Origin of the sequence: Sulfitobacter sp. CW3 (assembly GCF_019392245.1) — a bacterium.
GTDB lineage: Bacteria > Pseudomonadota > Alphaproteobacteria > Rhodobacterales > Rhodobacteraceae > Sulfitobacter.
In genome coordinates, this window is the sequence record NZ_JAHXRL010000001.1 from 340617 (window position 1) to 360175 (window position 19559).

The following is a 19559-nucleotide window of genomic DNA, read 5'->3' on the forward strand; positions in this document are numbered from 1 at the left end:
TCGTCCGTAAATCGTGCCTTCATTTGTCCGTCCTTTTGTTGGGCGGACTCTACACAAATCTGGGGGAGTTTTAGGGGCTCAGGTCGAGGTCTATTACTTCCCTGAAGCAGGGCACGGTGTCCGTCATTGGCGCGACGAATTGCGCCGTGCACGGTTGATCGAAGATTTCTTGGCAAAGCACGCTGGAGGAAGGTCTGGGGGTTTCGAGTTTGCAGAACGTGCTCCGGCATTCGTAGACTGAGTGTTTTTGGCATGACCGGAGAAGCAGACCCGAAAGCGGAGTAGGTTCCATTTTCATGGTTTGGAAAAACGCTATGGAACTTCACACCGCTCTATGTCGAGCTGGTTTATCCGGCAATACGTACGCGTCTCTTAGGCCTGGTAGAGCCCTTTATTCGGCAGGTTATTTTTGGCCGCATTCTGCCGTTTGAGCGCGACGCGGCACTGATTGTTGTTATGGCAATATTTACAGCCCCAGACCCGCGCAAGCTGGACGGAACGTGGGGCACGGGTCACAAAGTCACTCGCGGGCCTGCAACGGATATCACAAAGTCGACTGTCTGCGGCAGTGCCGAGCGGAGGGGGCGTGCTGTCCGCCGTTCTCAGAAGTCAGTTGCTTTAAGCGTTTACCATGATGACTGCTGGCATTGACTTATCTTATTGTTTTTGTCAGGAAAGAAAAATCTCATCCTAGTAGACGCCTTACCAAGTCATCATTATGCCCTCCGCCACCCTGCCATCCCTGCGCGCCCCGCGGGCGTTCCTCCCCCGTATGGAGGCGCAGACCCGTGATTTACGCACGCTCAAACCGTTGAGGTTCCGACCGCTTTCCGGAGCGGTTGCAGATGTCTGGCATGTCGCCGGGGATCAAGGCGGCGGTGGTTATTATACCGCGCCTGATCCGCGTCTGGTCGTTTTCCTAGATGAAACCCCGCCCTCAATGGCGCTGAAGACTGCGGAAGGTGCTGTTGGTGGCCTGGGCACGCGCGCGTTTTTCGTGCCGGCAGGTGTGCCGCTTTGGACCAGGCTTGGGAAAACGCAGAACCTCAGCCATATCGATTTCCATTTTGATGCCTCTGCATTGCAGGCGCGGCTCATGGCGGTTGGTGTACAGGATCTTCCTCAAAGCGCGATGTTTGCCCCTGACGACAGCGCGCTGCTGACCCTGGCGCGGCTGGCCGCCCGCGAAGTTGAGGCCCCCCAACGTGGCGCGCTTGTCTTGGAAGGGTTGTTGCAGGCGCTTTTGGGGGCAGTCATTGAGCCACCACTGAATGCCAATCCACAAACATCCGGGGGTCTGCCGCCTCAGCACATGACCGCGATTGAGCATCACATGACACAAAACATAGCCCGATCTGTCGGAGTGGCCGAGCTTGCGAAGGTGGTGGGGCTTTCCGAGAGCTGGTTCAGCCGCGTCTTCAAACAATCGGCTGGCGTTTCGCCGCAACGCTGGATCGCTGAGTGTCGCGTTGCTGCCGCAAAGGAAATGATGGCAGACCCGCAGCGCCCTCTGGCTGATATTGCGGTGGCCACCGGATTCTCCGATCAGGCCCATTTATCGCGGGTGTTTCGCCGCTCTGTTGGCCTGCCGCCCTCGCAATGGCGGCGCGATACACAAGAGATACGTTTCCAACGGATTGGCACAAATGACGGCGGAAACGTTCAAGACGCCGTTTAATAGTTGATCTAATTACTCGGAAAAATGAACAGCGAGATAAACTAACATGAAATTCACATTTTTCCTCATGCTCGGCACAAGTGCGTTGGCCCTGACAGCCGGCATTGCACAGGCACAGGACGCCATCGACCTTGGCGTGATTGTCATTCAGTCCGAAGAAGACCCAACCGGCCCGGTTGTGGGCTATGCGGCTGGCACGACGGCCTCTACAAAAAGCGGCCGCTCTTTGTTGGAAACACCCTCGTCGATCACCGTGGTGACCACGGACCAGATCGAGGACACTGCAGCCAACAACCTGTCAGAGGCCCTTGGCTATTCTGCGGGCGTCGTGACCGAGGCCTACGGTGCCGACCCGCGCTTTGACTCGATCTCGGTTCGGGGGGCAGACCTGCAAAACGAGATCTATCTGAACGGGGTGCATTTCAGCCGCTCGACCAAGCCGGATTACGGCGCGCCGTCGTTGGATCTATATGGCATGGAGCGGGTAGAGCTTTTGCGTGGCCCGAACTCCGTTCTCTACGGTGCAGGCTCTCCGGCTGGCCTTGTGAACCTGATCCAAAAACGTGCGCAGTTTGATGGGGATACAAATGAGGCGGGGCTGCATGGCGACAGCAACGGCTCTTATTATGCGTTCGGAGATGCCAATCGCGTCGTGAATGATCAGTTTGCCTATCGCGTTGTTGGTAAGGCAGGCAACCGTGTGTTGGGCATCAAGGATTATGACAACCCCGGTGGCTATCTGGGCTTTGCCGCGAAGTATCTTCCGACAAATGCCACGACGATTGAATTCATGGGGTCCTTCCAAAATGACGACCCGGATTCACCTGCTGGTGTGCCGAATGCACTGGTGGGGACCAGTTCGAGCGAGCAGTTGCGCGATTTCTATTTCGGCAACGAAGCGCTGGAATACGGCGACCGCAAGACATTCAATCTGGGCGCTCAGATCACCCACGAGTTCGACAATGGCTGGCGGCTTGTAAGCAACACGGGGGTCACAAAATTCGACTGGTCCTATTCCAACCTCTCGGTGGGTGCGGTTACAGGTAACGATGTGGCACGCACGCAATTGTTGCAAGACGAGGATGTCACCACCTACGCCACCGACATGCGGCTTGAGGGCGAGGCCTACACCGGAAATGTGCTGCACAACCTTACCTTTGGTTTTGATGTAAGCCGGTTTAAGGAAACCGCGTCGAGTATCTTTTACTACGGTCAGGATACCATCGATTATACCAACCCTGATTATGCCCCCATCACATCCGTTCAGGACGGCACAACCTGGTCGGCGGACAAAAACGTGACTGTGGAACAAGTTGGCGTCTATATTGGCGATGAGCTGGAATTTGGGAACTGGCGCGCAGGTCTGGCCTTGCGTCACGACCAAAACAAGGCAGAGGGTCAGTCCGAAACACTGTACGTCATTCCGGGTTCCGGCAGCTATCCAGGCAGTACCAATCTGACGCGCGACGATAGTGCCACCACAGGTCAAGCGAGCCTTGGCTATGTTTGGGACAACGGCGTTTCGGCCTATATGTCCTATGGCACTTCGTTCAAAAGCTTTGCCGAACCTGGCGATACCGGTGCCGCGCTTGATCCAACGACAGGTGAACAATGGGAAGTCGGGGCTAAATACTTGCCCGCCACCATCGACGCCTACCTCTCCGCGTCGCTGTACCAACTGGATGAAAAGAACCGTGCCGTTTATGTCCAGAATGGTGCAGGGGTAAGGGTCTATGATCAGATCGGCAAATCCCGCGTCCGTGGCCTTGAGCTGGAAGGCCGTGCCAATTTTGTGAATGGCTGGAGCTTAACCGGCGGTTACTCTTATACGGACAGCGAAATCATCGGCGGTGACAATAATGGCAATGAATTGGGCCTGACGCCGAAAAACACGTTCAAGCTGTGGGCCTCTAAAGAGATCCAGAATGGCCCGCTTGCAGGTCTTACTGTTGGGGCAGGGGCGCGCTACATCGGAGAGCGCTACGCTTTCAATGCCAACTCCAATGCGCTTTCATCCGTGACCCTGCTTGATGCGGCCGTATCCTATGATTTTGGCAACGGCAGCGAGCTTCAACTGAATGTGACCAACCTTACCGATGAGGCCTATGTGTCGTCTGTCGGCTATTTTTCCACCTATTACGGCGACGGTCGCACGGTCTCTGCGACGTTCTCCAAAAAGTGGTAAAACAGCCTCTGATGACCCTAACGCGTCGTGCGTTTCTTGCCACAGGAGCTTCGGCTCTTGTGGCATCATCTGCGCGGGCAACCAACCAGCCGCGCATCGCGGCAATCGATTGGGCGATGGCGGAAACGGCGGCGGCTTTGCATCTGCCTTTGGTGGCATTGGCAGAAAAGCGTCAGTTCGTCCGGGCGTCTTCCGTCACACTCCCAAAGGACTGCGCCGACGTCGGACTTCGTGGCACCCCCAATCTCGAAGCGCTGAGCCTCGTCGCCCCCGAGCTTATCCTCTCCTCTAATTTCTACAGTTTCGTTGAGCCTCAGCTGGAGCGTATCGCGCCGGTTTACACGCGGCAGCTGTTTGTCCCCCAAGAACCGACCCTGCCCAAGGTGCTATTCGCCATGGAAGCCTTGGCAGAGCATCTGAACCTCGGCTCCCGCGGACAACAGATCCGTGGCGAGTACGAAACCGCATTCGATCAATTGGCAAAACAGGCAGCTGAATATTCGGACAGGCCTTGCATTCTCATGACGGTAGGAGACGCCCGCCATGTTCAAATCTACGGGACCGACAGCATCTATGGTGGGGCATTGACCAGGATCGGTCTCTCAAATGCGTGGAACGGCGGCACTGAATTTGCCTTCAACGCCCCCGTGCCACTGTCGAAACTTATCGCCTTTCCTGAGGCGCGACTGGTTGTTGTCGGCGCGTTACCTGTCTCTGCACGCCGGGCCATCGAGCAAAGCGCGCTCTGGTCCGCTTTGAAACCGGTGCGCGCGGGACGTGTTTTACATCTGAATGACAAGACCCCCTTTGGTGGCGCGCCCTCGGCACTGCGCTTTGCCGATCACCTTGTGACAGCTTTGGAACACAGATGAGCCGTCTGTTTCTTGTTGCCGCTCTATGCTCGGCTGCCTTGTGGGGTATCGCGGCGTTGAACGCGCTGCCCTTTTCACAATGGGTTCTGCCCTTTGCAGATTCAGATGCCCTTTTGCCTGAGCAGATTTTCTTTGCCTTTGGCCTGATCCCACGCGCGGTGATCGCGCTGATAATTGGCGCATTACTGGGCCTGTCCGGGGCTCTGATGCAGGCGGTCCTACGCAATCCGCTCGCCGATCCGACCACGCTCGGCGTTGCCTCCGGTGCCCAGCTTTCGCTGGTTTTCGCCACCCTTCTCTGGCCCGAAGCTCTGGCGCTTGGGCGCGGTCCTGTGGCGCTGTTTGGTGGTGGTCTGGCGGCGTTGATCGTCATGGCACTTGCGGCCCGGCGTGGCTTTGCGCCCGTCACTGTGACAATCGCAGGGATGTTGGTGGGGATGCTCGCCTCTGCCATCTCCACGGCACTCACCTTGGGGCAAGGGCATTACCTTCTGTCGCTGGTGATCTGGAATGGTGGTGCCCTGTCACAAGACAGTTGGCACGGAGTGTTTCGGCTTATCGGTGTTTTGATCCTTGGCGGAGCGGGGGCAGCGATTTTGGTGCGTCCGCTGGTGGTTCTTAGCCTTGGCGGTGCCACGGCCCAAGCACTCGGCGCGCGGGTTGGCCTTATACGGATCGCGTCACTGACGCTTGCGGTGATCCTCTCGGCCATGGTCTCCGCCGAGGTCGGTCTCGTCGGTTTTGTCGGTTTGGCCGCTCCGGCGCTGGTGCGACGTCTTGGTGCGCGCTCTGTCACGCAGGTGCTGCTGGCGTCACCGCTTGCCGGGGCGGTCCTGTTGTCTGTCGTTGATAGCGGGTTAATGGCGCTTGTGGCCTTTGGTGGGCCTACATTGCCAACCGGAGCATTGACCGGGTTGATCGGCGGGCCCGTTTTGATCGCTTTGCTGCCCAAACTGCGCAACATCGTGCCGCCTGAAACCGAACGCAATGATACCCTCCCGCCGCGCGCCAAACACCCATGGCGACGGGTTGCTTTGCTTGCCTGTGCGACGCTCGTCTTGACCGCCCTGAGCCTGTTTGGTGGCCGCGGGCCGGATGGCTGGGGGATGATCTCAGGTGACATCGCCGCCACTTTCCTTCCCCTGCGCGCCACAGCCATTTTGGCGGCGGCCTCTGCCGGGGCACTGTTGGCCCTGTCAGGTGCGGTGTTGCAACGGGTGACCGCCAACCCTATGGCCGCGCCCGAAGTACTGGGGGTCACGGGGGGGGCGGCGTTGGGATATGCAGCCACCCTGTTTCTGTTTCCTGCCCCTTCGTCCTTTGCCCTCGCATTGGGGTCTTCCACTGGCGCGGCGGTGACGCTGATTGTCCTATCTGCCTATGCCACACGCGCCGACATGGCCCCCGCGCGGTTATTGCTGGCGGGCTTGGCTGTCGGGGCTTTTGCTTCGGCGCTGTTGGCCGCCATCATGGCCTCAGGCGATCCGCGCGCCTGGTCGCTTTTGGGCTGGCTTGCAGGGAGCGCCGCGCGCGCCACTGTCTCCGGCGCGCTGGCCCTATCGGTCATGGCGGTGATAGGGCTGGGCGGGGCGCTTTTGGTTTCTCGTTGGTTCGACATTCTCCCCTTGGGTGCAGATGTCGCGCGCGGTGTGGGTCTGCCGGTCGGGCGGGTGCGGCTTGGCCTTGTGCTTGGGGCGGGGCTTGCAACCGGCGCTGCAAGTGTGTTGGTTGGCCCAGTGAGTTTCATCGGTCTAATGGCCCCGCATATTGCGCGTAGTCTTGGCCTGTCGCGACCAGCCCCCTTTCTTGCCGCGAGCTGGTGTCTTGGCGCGCTGTTGATGTGCCTCGCAGCTTTTGGCGCACGCACCGCCAGCTACCCTTATGATCTGCCGCTTGGGCTTTTTGCGACGCTGATCGGCGCGCCCTGGCTGTTCATTGCCCTTCTTGGACGGAGACATGGATGACTCTTTTTACGCTCGATAACGTCAGTTTCGATGTGCCCGACAGACGGCTTGTCGATAACCTGTCCCTGTCTGTCGAGACAGGGATCACGGCGCTTGTCGGGCGCAACGGATCGGGAAAATCGACCCTCCTGAAAATGCTCGCCGCCCAGACCCGGCCAAGCGCCGGAGCCATCCAGTATGCCGGGAAAGACCTTCGGGACTGGAAGACACGGGACTTTGCCCGCGACCTTGCCTTTCTGCCGCAGGTTACGCCCCCAACCGAGGGGCTTTTGCTAAGCGAACTCGTCGCGCTTGGGCGTTATCCATGGCGCGGTGCTCTGGGGCGTCTCGGCCCCGAAGACCACCGCCTGATTGATGCGGCGATTTCTCAATGCGGCCTGAGGGACAAGCGCGACCAAATTGTTGACACCATGTCAGGCGGGGAAAAGCAGCGGTCTTGGATCGCCATGATGCTTGCGCAGGGCGCGCGTACTTTGTTGCTGGACGAACCGATTTCAGCGCTGGATGTGGCCCACCAAATCGAAGTGCTGGGCCTGTTGCGTGAGACGGTGCGCACAGGTGCACTCTCTGCCGTTGTTGTCTTGCATGACGTCAATATGGCTGTGCGGTTCTGCGATCATGTCATTGCGCTCGATGCAGGGCGTGTCGTGCTTGAGGGAAAGGTGGAAGAATTGCTCTCTCCCGAGGCCCTTCAGCGTATCTATGGCTTGCCCATGCAGGTCATCAATGCCCAGCCCAGCCCCGTAGTTCATCCGCTTTGATCCAAAATACATTCATCTGAAAGCCAGCCATATGCTTCGCCAGTTTCTTGACTACTACCGACCCCATACACGCCTGTTCTGGATCGATTTCGGTTCTGCCGTTCTCTCCGGTCTTCTTGAACTTGCTTTCCCCCTCGCCATCACCGCGTTCATTGACCATCTTTTGCCGCTTGGCGATTGGGGGCTGACCGTTCTGGCCGCGACCGGATTGTTGATGGTTTATGCATTCAACACCCTGTTGATGGGGATCGTGATTTATTGGGGGCACCGACTTGGTATTGAGATCGAAACGGAAATGCGTCGCCGTGCCTTTGCGCATCTCACGCGGTTGTCGTGGCTTTGGTATGACCGCGCACGTACCGGCAAACTGGTGGCCCGTGTCACCCGCGATCTTGAAGAAATAGGGGAGGTGGCCCATCACGGTCCCGAAGACCTTTTCATCGCGGTGATGACTTTTGTCGGGGCATTTTTGCTGATGATGAACCTGCATCCCACCCTTGCCCTGATCACGGCTGTGATTGTGCCGCTGATGGTCTGGGTCGTTGCCGTTTACGGTGCGCGCATGACCCGCTCTTGGCGGGATATCTATGCGCGCGTCGGCTCTTTTAACGTTCGGCTGGAGGAAGCGATCAGCGGCATCCGCGTGGTGCAGGCCTTTGGCAACGAGCGCCACGAAGAAGAGCTGTTTGCCCGAGACAATGCCGCATATCGCGAAACCAAATTGTCGGCCTACGCCATCATGGCGAAAGCCAGTGCTATACAATATATGGGTCTGCGTTTCGTGCAGGTTGTGGTGATGGTCGCAGGCGCGGGCTTTGTGCTTCAGGGCACATTGACCACCGGCGGGTTTGTCGGGTTTTTGCTGCTGGTAAGCGTGTTTTTCCGCCCGCTGGAAAAAATCGCCGCCGTGATCGAGACCTATCCGCGTGGCATCGCAGGGTTTCAGCGATATGTTGAGCTTTTGGCAACCGAATGCGATGTAAGCGATCGCCCGGACGCCCGCGCGGTACCGGTTGCAAACGGTGAGGTGCGGTTCGAGAATGTATCCTTCGCTTACGACAGCCCTTTGCCAGTCCTCCATGACGTTACTTTCACAGTAAAAGCAGGGGAAACCGCGGCATTTGTCGGACCATCCGGCGCTGGAAAAACGACGCTATTGGCATTGTTGCCAAGGTTTTATGATCCGACCGACGGGAGAATAACCATCGACGGGATCGACATCGCAGACATGACGCTGAACAGTCTGCGGTCCCAGATCGGACTGGTGTCGCAGGATGTGTTCCTGTTCGGCTCCACCTTGCGTGACAACATCCTGTACGGCAAGCTAGGTGCCAGTGAGGCAGAGCTGAATGCGGCGGTCGAAAATGCACAGTTGAGCACACTTGTTGCGCGTTTACCCGATGGCCTCGACACAGTTGTTGGCGAACGTGGCGTGATGTTGTCGGGTGGTCAGAAACAACGCGTCGCCATCGCCCGCGCCTTTCTCAAAAATCCGCCTATCCTCATTCTCGACGAGGCAACCTCCGCGTTGGACCGCGAGACGGAGCGCGATATTCAACACGCACTAGAGCAGCTCTCAAAGGGACGCACGACCCTGATCATAGCGCATCGTCTCGAAACCGTGAAACATGCGGATCAGATCATCGTAATGGAGGCCGGGTACAAGGTTGAAGCGGGAACACATAACGACCTACGCGCCCAAAACGGGCTTTACGCCCGACTGTCATGAAACGGACGATGCAAACGATACTGCAAGGTGTCCGCCGCGCTTCCAAGCCCCGCCGTCCTGCCCACCTTTTCGCGGTGTGGATGGCGGGCCTGACGCGAGCAGCGAACGGCGATATGCCGCCCTTCCTATCGGAGAAGAGGGTATGATACGGGCTTATTGTGTTGAAAACTGACATCTTCGCCTGAAGGGGATAGATCACCATAATGTAGTCCCGCGAACCTACCCATCAGCAAACAACATTTGCCAAGGCACGTATCGCGAGAACCGCGCTTTACGTTTCGGCGGCAATTTTGCTGCGGCGGAGTTTTGCAACATAATAGGTCGGCGATGGTCGTTAGATGCATCGTATGACAAGGTCTGGTTTGTCCCATCCGTGCCGATCGACCCAGAGGGCAGAGCGCCGACCGTCTCCGCAGCCACCCCAAAACACACCGTCACGACAAAAGCCCGCGTTCTGTGGGGCTCGAAGTCATCGCACTTTACCCGACCACAAAGCATCTTGATGTTGGGCGAAGTCCGTCGAGCCGGCGACATGACAGCCGCAAGTCTTTTTCAAAAATCCCCCGGTGCGCATTGCAGGCAGACGATTCCTTCGGCGCGCCAGGCTTCGACGACCGAGCTCCGGTCATCGACCACCAGCCAAGGTCTAAAGCCGTCTGCTTTCATCTCGGCCAGCGCGTGGCGCTTTACGTCAGGGTCGCTGGCCTCGTCCTGATTTTCGGCTCTCAGGTACACGCCGTCAAACGGTAGGTCGTGCTTGCGCAGCCATGCGATCGTGTGTTCTGCCCAGCCCCTTGGACGTCCTGAGCAAATCACGATCGTTTCGCCGCTTTCTTTCAACCGTCGCATCAATTTGGCGACAGGCGCAATAAGAGGGGCCTCGGCCATCGCGAAGTGGAATTCGTCCCAATGCTTTTCGAGCCCATGCACCAGATGCCCCAGTTTATCGGCGTCAAATTCGGCCAATGTTCCGTCGACATCGAAGACGACGCAGGGTGTGAGTGTTATTGATGTCATAGCTGTTTTTCCTCGATAATGTGGTCTGATATTTCAAACAGGATCGGTCGGGCATTGGGGGGACGATCGCCGACAGTGCCAGTGGTCCAAAGCACGCGTGCGGCGCGGATGATGCCCGAATGGCAGACAAGCACAGGCAGCGCGCCGTGGCGGAGGGCGCAGATTTCGCTGATGGCGGCATGGACCCGCCCGAGCATCGCAGGCCAGCTTTCGCCGCCGCGTGGCGTGTCATCGCGGTTTGGTTGTTGCGCAAGGGGGCACCCCTCAAACACGCCCCAGTCACGTTCGCGCAGTCCGTCGTGCAGCGCATATTCGTGATCGGGAAACGCTAGGGTGCAGGTGTCTTTGGCGCGCGACAGCGGGCTTGAGAACAGGGCGATCTGGTCTGGCCACGCTTGGATCGACAGGGCCTGGGCTTGGTTGCGCCCATGCGCGCTTAACGGCACATCGGTGATGCCTGCGATTATATTATCCGCATTGGCTGTGGTTTCGCCGTGGCGGATCAGACAAAAGCTTGTCGCGGGCAGGGACCAGCGGGTCATAGGCGGATAAGGTCGTGCATGAACACCTCGACGCCCAGATCTTCGATCAGGTAATCTTCGGGCTGGATGCAAAACGCGGGCGCAAAGCGTTTGGCCCCTAGGCGTTCGAGCATCTTGACCTGATCGCGCAGGGGCGGATGCACGTTCCAACGCCGGAAATACCCGCCTGGCACGCTGCAAATACCGCGCGCATGTGCGGTCATGTGGCCGGTAAAGACAACATGTGCCTCGCGGCCAAGTCGTTCGCTTTCATGCCACGCCCGTACATATCCCCACGCCGCGCCGCCATCTGCATTGGGGGTGTCGCAGATCAGAAACCGGGCTTGCTCAAGCGGGCTGCGCTCTAGCAGCGGTGCGATTTCTTGCACATTCGGGCCAAGGCTTGTGCTGGACAATGCGGCGCGTAGGGTGGCCTGACATTCAGGGTCCAGCATGACGCTTGATATTCCGTAGCGTCTGATCAAGTGCAGCGCCATTTCGCCAGCCCGCCCGGACGGGGGCACAGGCAAGAGGACTTGCCCCTCGAGCCCGTCCAGCAGCCTATCAAGGGCCTCAAAACGGTCGGTTTGTGGCACATCATCAAGGTTGTAGGAACAGTCCAGAATAGCGGTGGCCGCGGCAGGGGGCAGATCAAAGGGAAACCAATCAGATTCCTCGGACCAGTCGCCAGAATAGAACAGCCCGTCGCCCATGGCAAAATGCATCCAGACGCCGCCCATCGCGTGGCCGTTGCGGCCCGTGGTCAGGCGCACCCCGCCAATCACGCTTTCGCCCTGTTCGGGAAGGATATGCACCACAGCCGCTGGGGGCAGGGCCTTGGCGGTTTGGGCCGTCGCGTAGATCGGCAGCCCTGCCTCGACCACATGCGAGGCACCGCCGATGTGGTCGATATGGTCGTGGGTGATGAACACCGCATCAACCCCGTCAAGCCACGCAGGATTGAACTGGGCGTGGGCTTCGGGGCCAAAACCGCAATCCAGCAACCAGCGTTGGTTGCCTGTGTTAAGTTGCATGCAGGCAGGGCCTTTGTCCCCGATGCCGGAGAGTATTCTTACACTTTGCATTTAGTCCTCGTGAAACGCCCATGGGGTGGTGATGGTTAAGCCGAGCTGCGCGCCGACATCGAATTTGGCGCGGGTTTCCGCCAGCAGCCGCGTACCGCACTCGGACACGGATTCGAGCATGTATTTCCCGCCCAGATAGGTGACGCGCGCGACTTTGGCCCGCAGATCGCCGGTTTCAGAAATGGTCAGGTTTTCGGGGCGCAGGCAGACATGGCTGGGGCTGTTGTGGGTGCTTTGCACAGCAATCCGCTTGCCCAGAACATTGCCATGGGCGGCGGCGTCCGTCTTTTCGACACCGCGTAGGGGGACAACAGTGCCAAGCCCGACAAATTCGGCGACAAAGCGGTTTTTGGGACGCTCATAGAGGTTTTGTGGCGTGTCGAACTGCTGAATGCGGCCGCGGTCCATGACCGCAATGCGGTCCGCCATCGCCATCGCCTCGGATTGATCATGGGTGACATAGACCATCGTGGCACCGGTGCGTTTGTGAAAGTCGGTAAACACGGCTTGCATCGAGGCACGCAGCGCCACGTCAAGATTGGCCAGCGGTTCATCTAGCAAAACCGCGTCGGGATCGGATACAAGGCACCGCGCCAGCGCCACCCGCTGTCGCTGACCGCCAGACAGTTCGGATGGCATCCGGTCGGCGTATTCAACAAGACCGGTCGCGTTCAGGGCGACATCTGTCTGTGCGGCAATCTCTGCCTTGGAAAACCTGCGTATTTCCAATGGATAAGAAACATTGCGGCGTACGCTCATATGCGGCCAAAGCGCATAGGATTGAAATACAAACCCCATATTCCGGTCTTCGGGCGGCACCATCGTGCCTGTCACGCCATCTGCAATATCGCGCGCGCCGATGCGGATCTGACCGGAACTGGGCATCTCGAACCCTGCCAGCAGGCGCAAAAGCGTGGTCTTGCCGCAGCCCGATGGCCCAAGAAGGGCGACGAACTCTCCATCCTCGAAGCGGGTGGAGATGTCTTGCACCGCGGGCGTGCCTGCGAATGTCTTGCCGATCGAAGACAATGTTATGTCTGCCATGGAACTACTCCTTTCGGGAAGCGACGCGACAACAGCTGAACCACGACCATCAGCAGCATGACGACCATCACGATGGTCATCGCCAGCGCACTGGCCATGGCGGTTTCGCCGCTGTCATCCAGATTGAAAATGACCACGCCCAATGTCTCGGTGCCCGATGACCACAACAGCGCGGATACGGTCAGTTCATTGAACGCCGTCAGAAAAACAAGGATTGCGCCCGCAGCCGCAGCTGGGGCCGATAGCGGCACGATCACATCGCGCAGGCGTTGGAACAATGACGCACCAACCGATTGCGCGGCTTCGCCCATTGCGGGATCAAGCTGTTTCAGGCTGGCCTGTATCGGGCGGAACATCACCGCGAAAAACCGTGCCAGATAGGCAAGGAAAATGATCCATACCGTGCCGTAAAGCGTGGCGTCGGTGAAAGGTAAATTGATCAGCAACAAGATCATCGCAATCGACAAAACGACACCGGGCAACGCATAGGGAAGGTCCAGCAGGCTATCGAACAAGCGCGAAAGCCGTGTCGGGTTCCGCTCCATCAGCCATGCCAGCGGCAGACACAGGATCATAAGAACAACGGCCGCACCGAACGCGAGGCTAAAGGAGTTTACGAAGGCCCGTGTCGTCACTGGTTGACGGAACAGCACCTCCCACCACGAGGCGAGCGTCACTGTATCAAGGCGCAGCGGGACACCGTATGCCGGCACCAGCGACGTCGCCAGCAGACCAAACATCGGCAGAACAAGGATCGTGCAGACCACGGCCCACAGCAAGATTTCGACGGGTAGGCGCGCGGCCCCCAGCGGGATCGCCAGCGGACGTGACGTTGACCCGACCAGATAGACCTTTTGTCGGGTCTGGAAGAACCGTTGCACCATAATGCCGATCACGGCGACAGCACCGATCAGCATCGCAAGAACCGAAACTTCGGCCAGCACGCTGGTGCCCAGTCCTGCAAGCTTTTGGTAAACCAACGTCGGCAAGGTCACGTATCCCGCCGGAATGCCAAGCATCGCGGGGATGCCGAAATTGCCCAAGGCCGTAACGAACGTGATCGCGATGCCAGCAGCTAGACTGGGCAGGGTCAGGGGCATGACCACCTGCCACCATGTCCGCAGCCCACGCGCGCCACTGATCCGCGCGGCTTCAACCACTTCTTGCGGGATCGCACGCAATCCGGCGCGCAGGGTCAGGAAAATGATCGACATATGCTGGATGCCCAACAGCAGGATGATCCCTTGGGCCGAATAAAGCGGTTGCGGAGATCCCATCGGCGGGGCAACGCCCAGCGTTTTCAAAAGCACAGAAGACGGCCCCATGATCTGGGTCCAAGAAAGCGCAGTAATCTGGGGCGGGATCATCATCGGGATCATCAGGCAAAAAACCAACGCGCCTTTTGCCCGTAAATCTGTAATCGCGACAAGAAACGCAAAAGCAGCACCCAGTACCAAAGACACCAGCGTGCCAAAGCCCGCAGTGATCAAGGAATGTTTGAGCGCGCTGAGCGTCGAAGGCTGGGACAACACCTTTGAGGCTAGCGATAGCCCCAGAGTGCCCTGATCCGTCAGCCCCTCTACGAACAAACGCAAGACAGGTGCCAGCGTCAGGCAGATCGCCACAACCAGAATGGCACGAAGCAGCCGACCCTCGGACCGGCTGCCTCCTTTTTGCATCGCAACGCTCATCACTCAGCGCCGAACAGCTCTGCAAATTTCGCTTTGTTGGCATCTGCGTTCTTAAGAGCAACCGCAGGATCGAAATCCATCAGCTTGATCTCGTCGCGGGCGGGGAACCCTTCGGGCACGCCCATGCCGTCACGTGCGGGAATATACCCCATGTCGAGCACAAGATTTTGCCCAGCTTCGCTGAGCAGGAAATCGACGAATTTCTCGGCTCCTTCGACATTCTTTGCAGTGGACATGATCGCCACCGGCTCGGTGACATAGGAAACGCCTTCGGTGGGGAACACGAATTCAACCGGCGAGCCGTCTGCCTTGTTGCGAATGGCAAGGAAGTCGACAACCATGCCATAGGGTTTTTCACCGGATGCGACGGCCTTGAATGTCCCGCCGTTGCCGCCTTGGGCACGCGCCTCGTTGGCTGCGAGCTGTTCGTAATATTCCCAGCCAAGGCTGTCGTCGCCAGTCAGCGTGGCCAGATGGATCAGCGCCGCACCGGAATACAGCGGGGAGGGCATTGCGATTTGACCTTTGATCGCAGCATCTGTCAGGTCACCCCAGGATGTCGGGGCACTTTCAACACCAGTATTATAGACGATGCCGGTCGTGATCAGCTTGGTCGAGTGGTAAAAACCCTCGGCAGAAAAAAGCGCGCTGTCATAGTTGGTCGCCTCGGGCGATTGATAGGCAGTCAGAAGGCCGTCTTGGGCCATGCCTTCCAGCGTCACGGTATCCGCAATCAACAGGAGGTCCGGCTGCGGGCTGCCGGCTTCGATCTCGGCACGCAAACGGGCCATCAGTTTGGTTGTGCCATCACGGACCCAGTCGACGTCGGTACCCGGATTTGCCGCCATAAAGGCATCAACGGTTTTTTGTGCGTCGGCATTGGGTTGCGAGGTGTAAAGGGTGATCGTATCTGCAAAAGACGTGCTGGCGATAAGCGCGAGCGCAGTGGTGGTAAGGAAGGTCTTCATGGGGCTCTCCTGAGGGTGAGTACTTTCGTACGAAAGCTGTCTACAGGGGCGTTATTCCCACTTTCTGCAACGGTTTCATGACAATTGCGTAACGTTTTTAAGTATATTGCGAAAAATCCACCTACGTCTTAACGTCCGTTTCAACCTGAGATATTTTCGAAAGAAATTCATGATGCGGAAAGAGTTGAGCGAACGAAGCGATTATATTATCGCGCTTTTGTCGGAGGAGGGCGCGCTTTCCGCAGCCGAGCTTTCTGAGCGACTGGCCGTGTCGGTCCAGACAATAAGAGCGGATTTGCGGGCTTTGGATGACGCAGCATTGGTGCAGCGGCGCAATGGCAGAGTGCAGTTGCGCCAACAAAGCGAAAACATCGGATACCACCCACGCGCACGGATGTCGCGGCAGGAAAAACAACGGATCGCTTTGGCGGTGAAAAACCTGATCCCCGACGGTGCCCGCGTGGCGTTGGGCACGGGGACCACGGTTGAACATTGTGCGCTGTTTTTGGCATCCCATAAGAACCTGTTTGTCGCGTCAAATAGCATCCATGCGGTTTGCGCCCTGCAAAACGCATCTGGCGTGGCGGTTGAAATGGCGGGCGGGTCTGTGCGTATGCGAGACTTGGACATGATCGGTGCCGCAGCGCTTGAGTTCTATGCGAAATACCGCGTGGATTATGCGGTTTTCAGTTGCGGCGGCTTGTCGTCTTCGGGCGCGGTGCTGGATTACAATTCCGATGAAGTCTTGGCGCGCAAAGCAATTGCCAACTGTGCAAATACAACAATTCTAGTGGCTGACATGGAAAAAGCCGATCTGGATTTAGCCTGCCAACACGGCCATTTGTGGGAATACGATTTCATCGTGACCACCGCAGAGCTTAGGGCGGATGTCGTGCAAAACTGCGCCCGCTATGCCTGCCAGATCATTTCCGTATAGGGCTCGGCGCGGCAAGTGATCCCTTGTAGAGACGCGGACGACCCGAGCCTGTTTCAGCAGACGTCAAGAGCGCCGCTAGGGCGCTCTTGTTTAACGGTTGGGGCGGTTCAAAAGCGACGTCAGATCCAGTCGATTAAGACGTCATCCAGATATCACCGCCCGCTTGATCTGTTTGTTTAGTTACGCTGATACCGCAAGTGCACTGGATGATCGGGGTCTTTTACAACGGATAAACTATGCACCAGTTGGGGCGGGACCGGTGAATCCTGCGTGCAGGTATTGCAGCCGCATGCGGTGTAATCTGGCCAGGCTGGTGGTGCTTCATTGGTCCATGATCCGCTCCAACCGCCGCTGCTGGAACACACAGCGGGACATACCTGCGCGGCGTTGGAATTCGAATAGATGGGTGTTGAGGTCTCGATGTCACATCCGCCAGAGAAATCGGTTTTCACCGTATCGCGCACCGTGCCGCCAAAGCTGTGGAATGCCGTCCGGTCAGTTGTGGGCATGACGACCAGTTCCGTCGGTTGGTCGTTTAAAACCGTCTGCATCTGTTCGTATGGCGGGTAGGTCTGGGCGAGGTCCGCAAGAACGCTTTTGCGCGCGGGGAACAGGTACGATACGTCAGCCGCGGATGGCGCGATCGAGGCCTGCATGACGTCGGCACGTGTCATGACATTGGCCAGCATATAGGGCGCGTCATTGCCTTGCCCCAAGGCAGGCGAGGCGGTGTTCACGCCGACCACATCAGAATAAAACATGTTCTTGCTGCTTGCGGCAGTGCTCCATGGAAACGCCTTGAGTTTAATATTGTCGCGCGTGGTATCAGTCATTTGGGACATGCTTTCAGAGAACCCAATGGTTGTCCGGCCATAACCTTCGCTTAGATATCCGGCGCGGATATAGGCATCTTCAACGCCAGGCAAAGGAGGGATCGCGCCGGTCAATGCGTTGTAATAGCTCGACCGTTCGGAAAGCTGTGTTAAGGCTGAAATGATCGTCGGATCAAGCGGGTCTGTCAGGGCAGGGTAGGTGCCGCCGTTCATGTAGGCATAAATCATATAGTCGACCCCGGCTGTGGTCTTGCCGCTCATGTCGTACATCACGCCCGTTTCATCAAAGGGTACCGGGCTTTTAAAGATGTTTGATCCGTTGGTGGTCAGATATTCTGTGAATGTGCTGACGCCATCCAGCGCGGCATCGCCTGACCGGTAGAACATCAAGTTGGTGCACCCAAGCATCGGCAAAGCTGTCATTGCCCCGCTCGCCGTGCCAAGCCGCGCAGTCGCGTAGTCAGCAAAATCGCTGGCGTCAGTGATGTAATTTGCCGCGATGGGCGCGGTTTGGGTTTCCCAGTATTGCAGATACATCGCATCATATGTGAACACATCGATGGGCGTTTGGTTGCCGCTCCCGTCTGTGTAAACGGGGTTTGAGGTATATCCCCCGTCCCAGACGTTTCCATCTTTGATCAGGTAAAGCTGTTGACCGGGGGCGTCTGCCGTCCAGGCCGAACAGATTGCAGTGGCGAAGTCTTCGATATTTGGAACATAGGGGTAAAGCGCCGCTGTGACGCAATTCTGCTGGCCCGTTGTGCATTTGGTATCGCAGGTATTCGCCAGCGCAGGCTGCGCGGTGCAAGTTAACCCTGCCATGAGAATAGGAAATGAAAAGCCGAAAATACGCATTAAAATTCCTCCAAAAAAATGTATAAATAAAATTAAACCGTAGGTTGAATATGCCACCGACCACTCAGCCCGTCAACGTTTCCATAACGTTATTGGATTGATCAGGGCTTCACGAGGGACGCTTGACCCTCAGCCAAGCGTGATCAGCCCCTGCAAAATGAGGTTATTCATTTGCGCTAATCCGCAATTGAATACGCGCCCCCGGAGAGGGCGCGCGTGGTGCTTGGTTGAATGGGGTGAAATCGGAGGGCTAACTTGTGAAGTGGCTCACGTGGTCATGCCAACAGTGATTTTCAGATCAGGCCCTTGGGGCTTTGTAATGCGTCCCGAACATACCCGACAAACCGCGCGGCTTTTGCGCCATCAATCACCCTGTGATCATAAGATAACGACAAAGGCAGCATGGTGCGCAATGCGATCTTGCCTTTGAATTCAACGGGATTTTGCCGCGCACATGACACGCCCAGAATGGCAACTTCGGGGGCGTTGATGATCGGGGTAAAGCCTGTGCCGCCGATCTTGCCAAGGCTGGTGATTGTAAAGGTCCCGCCTTCGGCATCCGCAAATCCCAACTTGCCGGTGCGGGCTTTGCCGGCCAGATCGGCAACCGCCGCTGCGGTTTGCGTCAGGTCCAGTTTGTCCGCGCCTTTAAGAACCGGCACGATCAGACCAGCGGGCGTGTCTACGGCCATACCGATGTTGTAATATCGCTTCACATACAGCTCTTTACCGTCCTCTCCGAGCGACGAATTGACGTCCGGATATTCCTTGAGCCCGAGCAGACACGCCCTGATGATAAACGACAGCGTCGACAGTTTTTGCCCGCTCTCACCGCTATCGTCATTCATCTTGTGCCGGAGCGCTTCGAGATCGGTAATGTCGACCTGTTCGTGATGGGTGACATGCGGAACATTCTGCCAGCTTGCGGCCATGCGACGGCCAATGATCTGCCGGATATTGTCCAACGGCTGTGTGTCGACATCGCCGAACAAGCTATAGTCATATGATGGCACGCTCAGGCGTTGGTCTTTGGTGGTGTCTGACTTGGGCATGATACTGTCCACTCTAAACGGGTTATTTGCGCTGCTCGACCTTAGGCACCAGCGAAAATGGTATCGCCGCTTTTGCCGTCCAGGCCGGGATGGTTGTCGAACCGGACCACACCAACTGCGGCTTTGCCCGCGGCGGCTGTGGCCATTCTGGCGGCACCAGACGTACCGAAACCGCCGCATAGTTCGATTGCCTGAATGCCGTCAGCGACCAATGCTTGAACCACTTGTTCGGCGTCCGCATAGTTGGCCGTTCCGACGACTGTTAGATCAACGCTTGGCGTTGTCACGATCTGGCGGTCCGTCGCGGAATTGGCACCGTCTGCCAGAAAAATAAATGCTGCTTTCAGAGTCATATAATCACATCAAG

At 57.7% G+C, this 19559-nt stretch carries 16 protein-coding genes; 7 read left to right on the forward strand and 9 right to left on the reverse strand.

Annotation, left to right across the window (positions count from 1 at the left end):
• The first annotated feature begins 718 nt into the window (after nt 1-718).
• From KZZ06_RS01485 to KZZ06_RS01510, 6 genes are read left to right on the forward strand one after another with little or no spacing between them, the layout of a single operon-like run.
• Nucleotides 719-1678, forward strand: coding sequence for an AraC family transcriptional regulator (locus KZZ06_RS01485; protein ID WP_257884148.1), 960 nt, complete (start codon nt 719-721; stop codon nt 1676-1678).
• 46 nt (nt 1679-1724) lie between these two features.
• On the forward strand, nt 1725-3863 hold the full coding sequence (locus tag KZZ06_RS01490) for a TonB-dependent siderophore receptor (protein WP_219578251.1): 2139 nt from the start codon (nt 1725-1727) through the stop codon (nt 3861-3863).
• A gap of 11 nt (nt 3864-3874) precedes the next feature.
• Nucleotides 3875-4735, forward strand: a complete 861-nt coding sequence (locus KZZ06_RS01495) for an ABC transporter substrate-binding protein (RefSeq protein WP_219578252.1) — start codon at nt 3875-3877, stop codon at nt 4733-4735.
• Entirely contained in the window at nt 4732-6699 is a 1968-nt protein-coding gene (gene fhuB / locus KZZ06_RS01500; protein ID WP_219578253.1) for a Fe(3+)-hydroxamate ABC transporter permease FhuB, read from the forward strand. Before KZZ06_RS01495 ends, fhuB begins: the two co-directional genes overlap by 4 nt.
• Nucleotides 6696-7460, forward strand: coding sequence for an ABC transporter ATP-binding protein (locus tag KZZ06_RS01505; protein WP_219578254.1), 765 nt, complete (start codon nt 6696-6698; stop codon nt 7458-7460). The genes fhuB and KZZ06_RS01505 overlap by 4 nt, the downstream gene beginning before the upstream one ends.
• A 31-nt stretch (nt 7461-7491) precedes the next feature.
• On the forward strand, nt 7492-9189 hold the full coding sequence (locus KZZ06_RS01510) for an ABC transporter ATP-binding protein (protein WP_219578255.1): 1698 nt from the start codon (nt 7492-7494) through the stop codon (nt 9187-9189).
• A 552-nt stretch (nt 9190-9741) separates the two neighbouring features.
• Here KZZ06_RS01510 and KZZ06_RS01515 read toward each other — a convergent pair.
• From KZZ06_RS01515 to KZZ06_RS01540, 6 genes are read right to left on the reverse strand one after another with little or no spacing between them, the layout of a single operon-like run.
• On the reverse strand, nt 9742-10206 hold the full coding sequence (locus KZZ06_RS01515; RefSeq protein ID WP_219578256.1) for an HAD family acid phosphatase: 465 nt from the start codon (nt 10204-10206) through the stop codon (nt 9742-9744).
• Nucleotides 10203-10748 (reverse strand): histidine phosphatase family protein, encoded by a 546-nt coding sequence (locus KZZ06_RS01520; protein ID WP_219578257.1) that lies wholly within the window; start codon nt 10746-10748, stop codon nt 10203-10205. The genes KZZ06_RS01515 and KZZ06_RS01520 overlap by 4 nt, the downstream gene beginning before the upstream one ends.
• The gene (locus KZZ06_RS01525) at nt 10745-11761 is read right to left on the reverse strand and encodes an MBL fold metallo-hydrolase (RefSeq protein ID WP_257884149.1); all 1017 of its coding nucleotides are present in this window, start codon (nt 11759-11761) and stop codon (nt 10745-10747) included. The genes KZZ06_RS01520 and KZZ06_RS01525 overlap by 4 nt, the downstream gene beginning before the upstream one ends.
• A gap of 51 nt (nt 11762-11812) precedes the next feature.
• Nucleotides 11813-12856, reverse strand: a complete 1044-nt coding sequence (locus KZZ06_RS01530) for an ABC transporter ATP-binding protein (protein ID WP_219578259.1) — start codon at nt 12854-12856, stop codon at nt 11813-11815.
• Nucleotides 12844-14547, reverse strand: a complete 1704-nt coding sequence (locus KZZ06_RS01535; RefSeq protein WP_219578260.1) for an iron ABC transporter permease — start codon at nt 14545-14547, stop codon at nt 12844-12846. The genes KZZ06_RS01530 and KZZ06_RS01535 overlap by 13 nt, the downstream gene beginning before the upstream one ends.
• The gene (locus KZZ06_RS01540; RefSeq protein ID WP_219578261.1) at nt 14547-15515 is read right to left on the reverse strand and encodes an ABC transporter substrate-binding protein; all 969 of its coding nucleotides are present in this window, start codon (nt 15513-15515) and stop codon (nt 14547-14549) included. Before KZZ06_RS01540 ends, KZZ06_RS01535 begins: the two co-directional genes overlap by 1 nt.
• A 169-nt stretch (nt 15516-15684) precedes the next feature.
• Here KZZ06_RS01540 and KZZ06_RS01545 point away from each other — a divergent pair, with 169 nt between their 5' ends.
• The gene (locus KZZ06_RS01545; protein ID WP_219578262.1) at nt 15685-16452 is read left to right on the forward strand and encodes a DeoR/GlpR family DNA-binding transcription regulator; all 768 of its coding nucleotides are present in this window, start codon (nt 15685-15687) and stop codon (nt 16450-16452) included.
• Nucleotides 16453-16628: 176 nt separating this feature from the next.
• On the opposite strand, the gene bcmE is transcribed toward KZZ06_RS01545, so the two are convergent.
• From bcmE to KZZ06_RS01560, 3 genes are all read right to left on the reverse strand, one after another.
• The gene (gene bcmE, locus KZZ06_RS01550) at nt 16629-18140 is read right to left on the reverse strand and encodes a thiamine pyridinylase (RefSeq protein ID WP_219578263.1); all 1512 of its coding nucleotides are present in this window, start codon (nt 18138-18140) and stop codon (nt 16629-16631) included.
• Nucleotides 18141-18433: 293 nt separating this feature from the next.
• Complete coding sequence (locus KZZ06_RS01555; RefSeq protein ID WP_219578264.1) at nt 18434-19192, reverse strand: 2-oxo acid dehydrogenase subunit E2; 759 nt, start codon at nt 19190-19192, stop codon at nt 18434-18436.
• 41 nt (nt 19193-19233) lie between these two features.
• On the reverse strand, nt 19234-19545 hold the full coding sequence (locus KZZ06_RS01560; protein WP_219578265.1) for a DUF6506 family protein: 312 nt from the start codon (nt 19543-19545) through the stop codon (nt 19234-19236).
• Nucleotides 19546-19559: the final 14 nt, after the last annotated feature.

Bases quoted from the DNA above. Each gene is read 5' to 3' on its own strand.
- KZZ06_RS01485 (WP_257884148.1), top strand. From the start codon at position 719: ATGCCCTCCGCCACCCTGCCATCCCTGCGCGCCCCGCGGGCGTTCCTC.
- KZZ06_RS01490 (WP_219578251.1), top strand. From the start codon at position 1,725: ATGAAATTCACATTTTTCCTCATGCTCGGCACAAGTGCGTTGGCCCTG.
- KZZ06_RS01495 (WP_219578252.1), top strand. From the start codon at position 3,875: ATGACCCTAACGCGTCGTGCGTTTCTTGCCACAGGAGCTTCGGCTCTT.
- fhuB (WP_219578253.1), top strand. From the start codon at position 4,732: ATGAGCCGTCTGTTTCTTGTTGCCGCTCTATGCTCGGCTGCCTTGTGG.
- KZZ06_RS01505 (WP_219578254.1), top strand. From the start codon at position 6,696: ATGACTCTTTTTACGCTCGATAACGTCAGTTTCGATGTGCCCGACAGA.
- KZZ06_RS01510 (WP_219578255.1), top strand. From the start codon at position 7,492: ATGCTTCGCCAGTTTCTTGACTACTACCGACCCCATACACGCCTGTTC.
- KZZ06_RS01515 (WP_219578256.1), bottom strand. From the start codon at position 10,206: ATGACATCAATAACACTCACACCCTGCGTCGTCTTCGATGTCGACGGA.
- KZZ06_RS01520 (WP_219578257.1), bottom strand. From the start codon at position 10,748: ATGACCCGCTGGTCCCTGCCCGCGACAAGCTTTTGTCTGATCCGCCAC.
- KZZ06_RS01525 (WP_257884149.1), bottom strand. From the start codon at position 11,761: ATGCAACTTAACACAGGCAACCAACGCTGGTTGCTGGATTGCGGTTTT.
- KZZ06_RS01530 (WP_219578259.1), bottom strand. From the start codon at position 12,856: ATGGCAGACATAACATTGTCTTCGATCGGCAAGACATTCGCAGGCACG.
- KZZ06_RS01535 (WP_219578260.1), bottom strand. From the start codon at position 14,547: ATGAGCGTTGCGATGCAAAAAGGAGGCAGCCGGTCCGAGGGTCGGCTG.
- KZZ06_RS01540 (WP_219578261.1), bottom strand. From the start codon at position 15,515: ATGAAGACCTTCCTTACCACCACTGCGCTCGCGCTTATCGCCAGCACG.
- KZZ06_RS01545 (WP_219578262.1), top strand. From the start codon at position 15,685: ATGATGCGGAAAGAGTTGAGCGAACGAAGCGATTATATTATCGCGCTT.
- bcmE (WP_219578263.1), bottom strand. From the start codon at position 18,140: ATGCGTATTTTCGGCTTTTCATTTCCTATTCTCATGGCAGGGTTAACT.
- KZZ06_RS01555 (WP_219578264.1), bottom strand. From the start codon at position 19,192: ATGCCCAAGTCAGACACCACCAAAGACCAACGCCTGAGCGTGCCATCA.
- KZZ06_RS01560 (WP_219578265.1), bottom strand. From the start codon at position 19,545: ATGACTCTGAAAGCAGCATTTATTTTTCTGGCAGACGGTGCCAATTCC.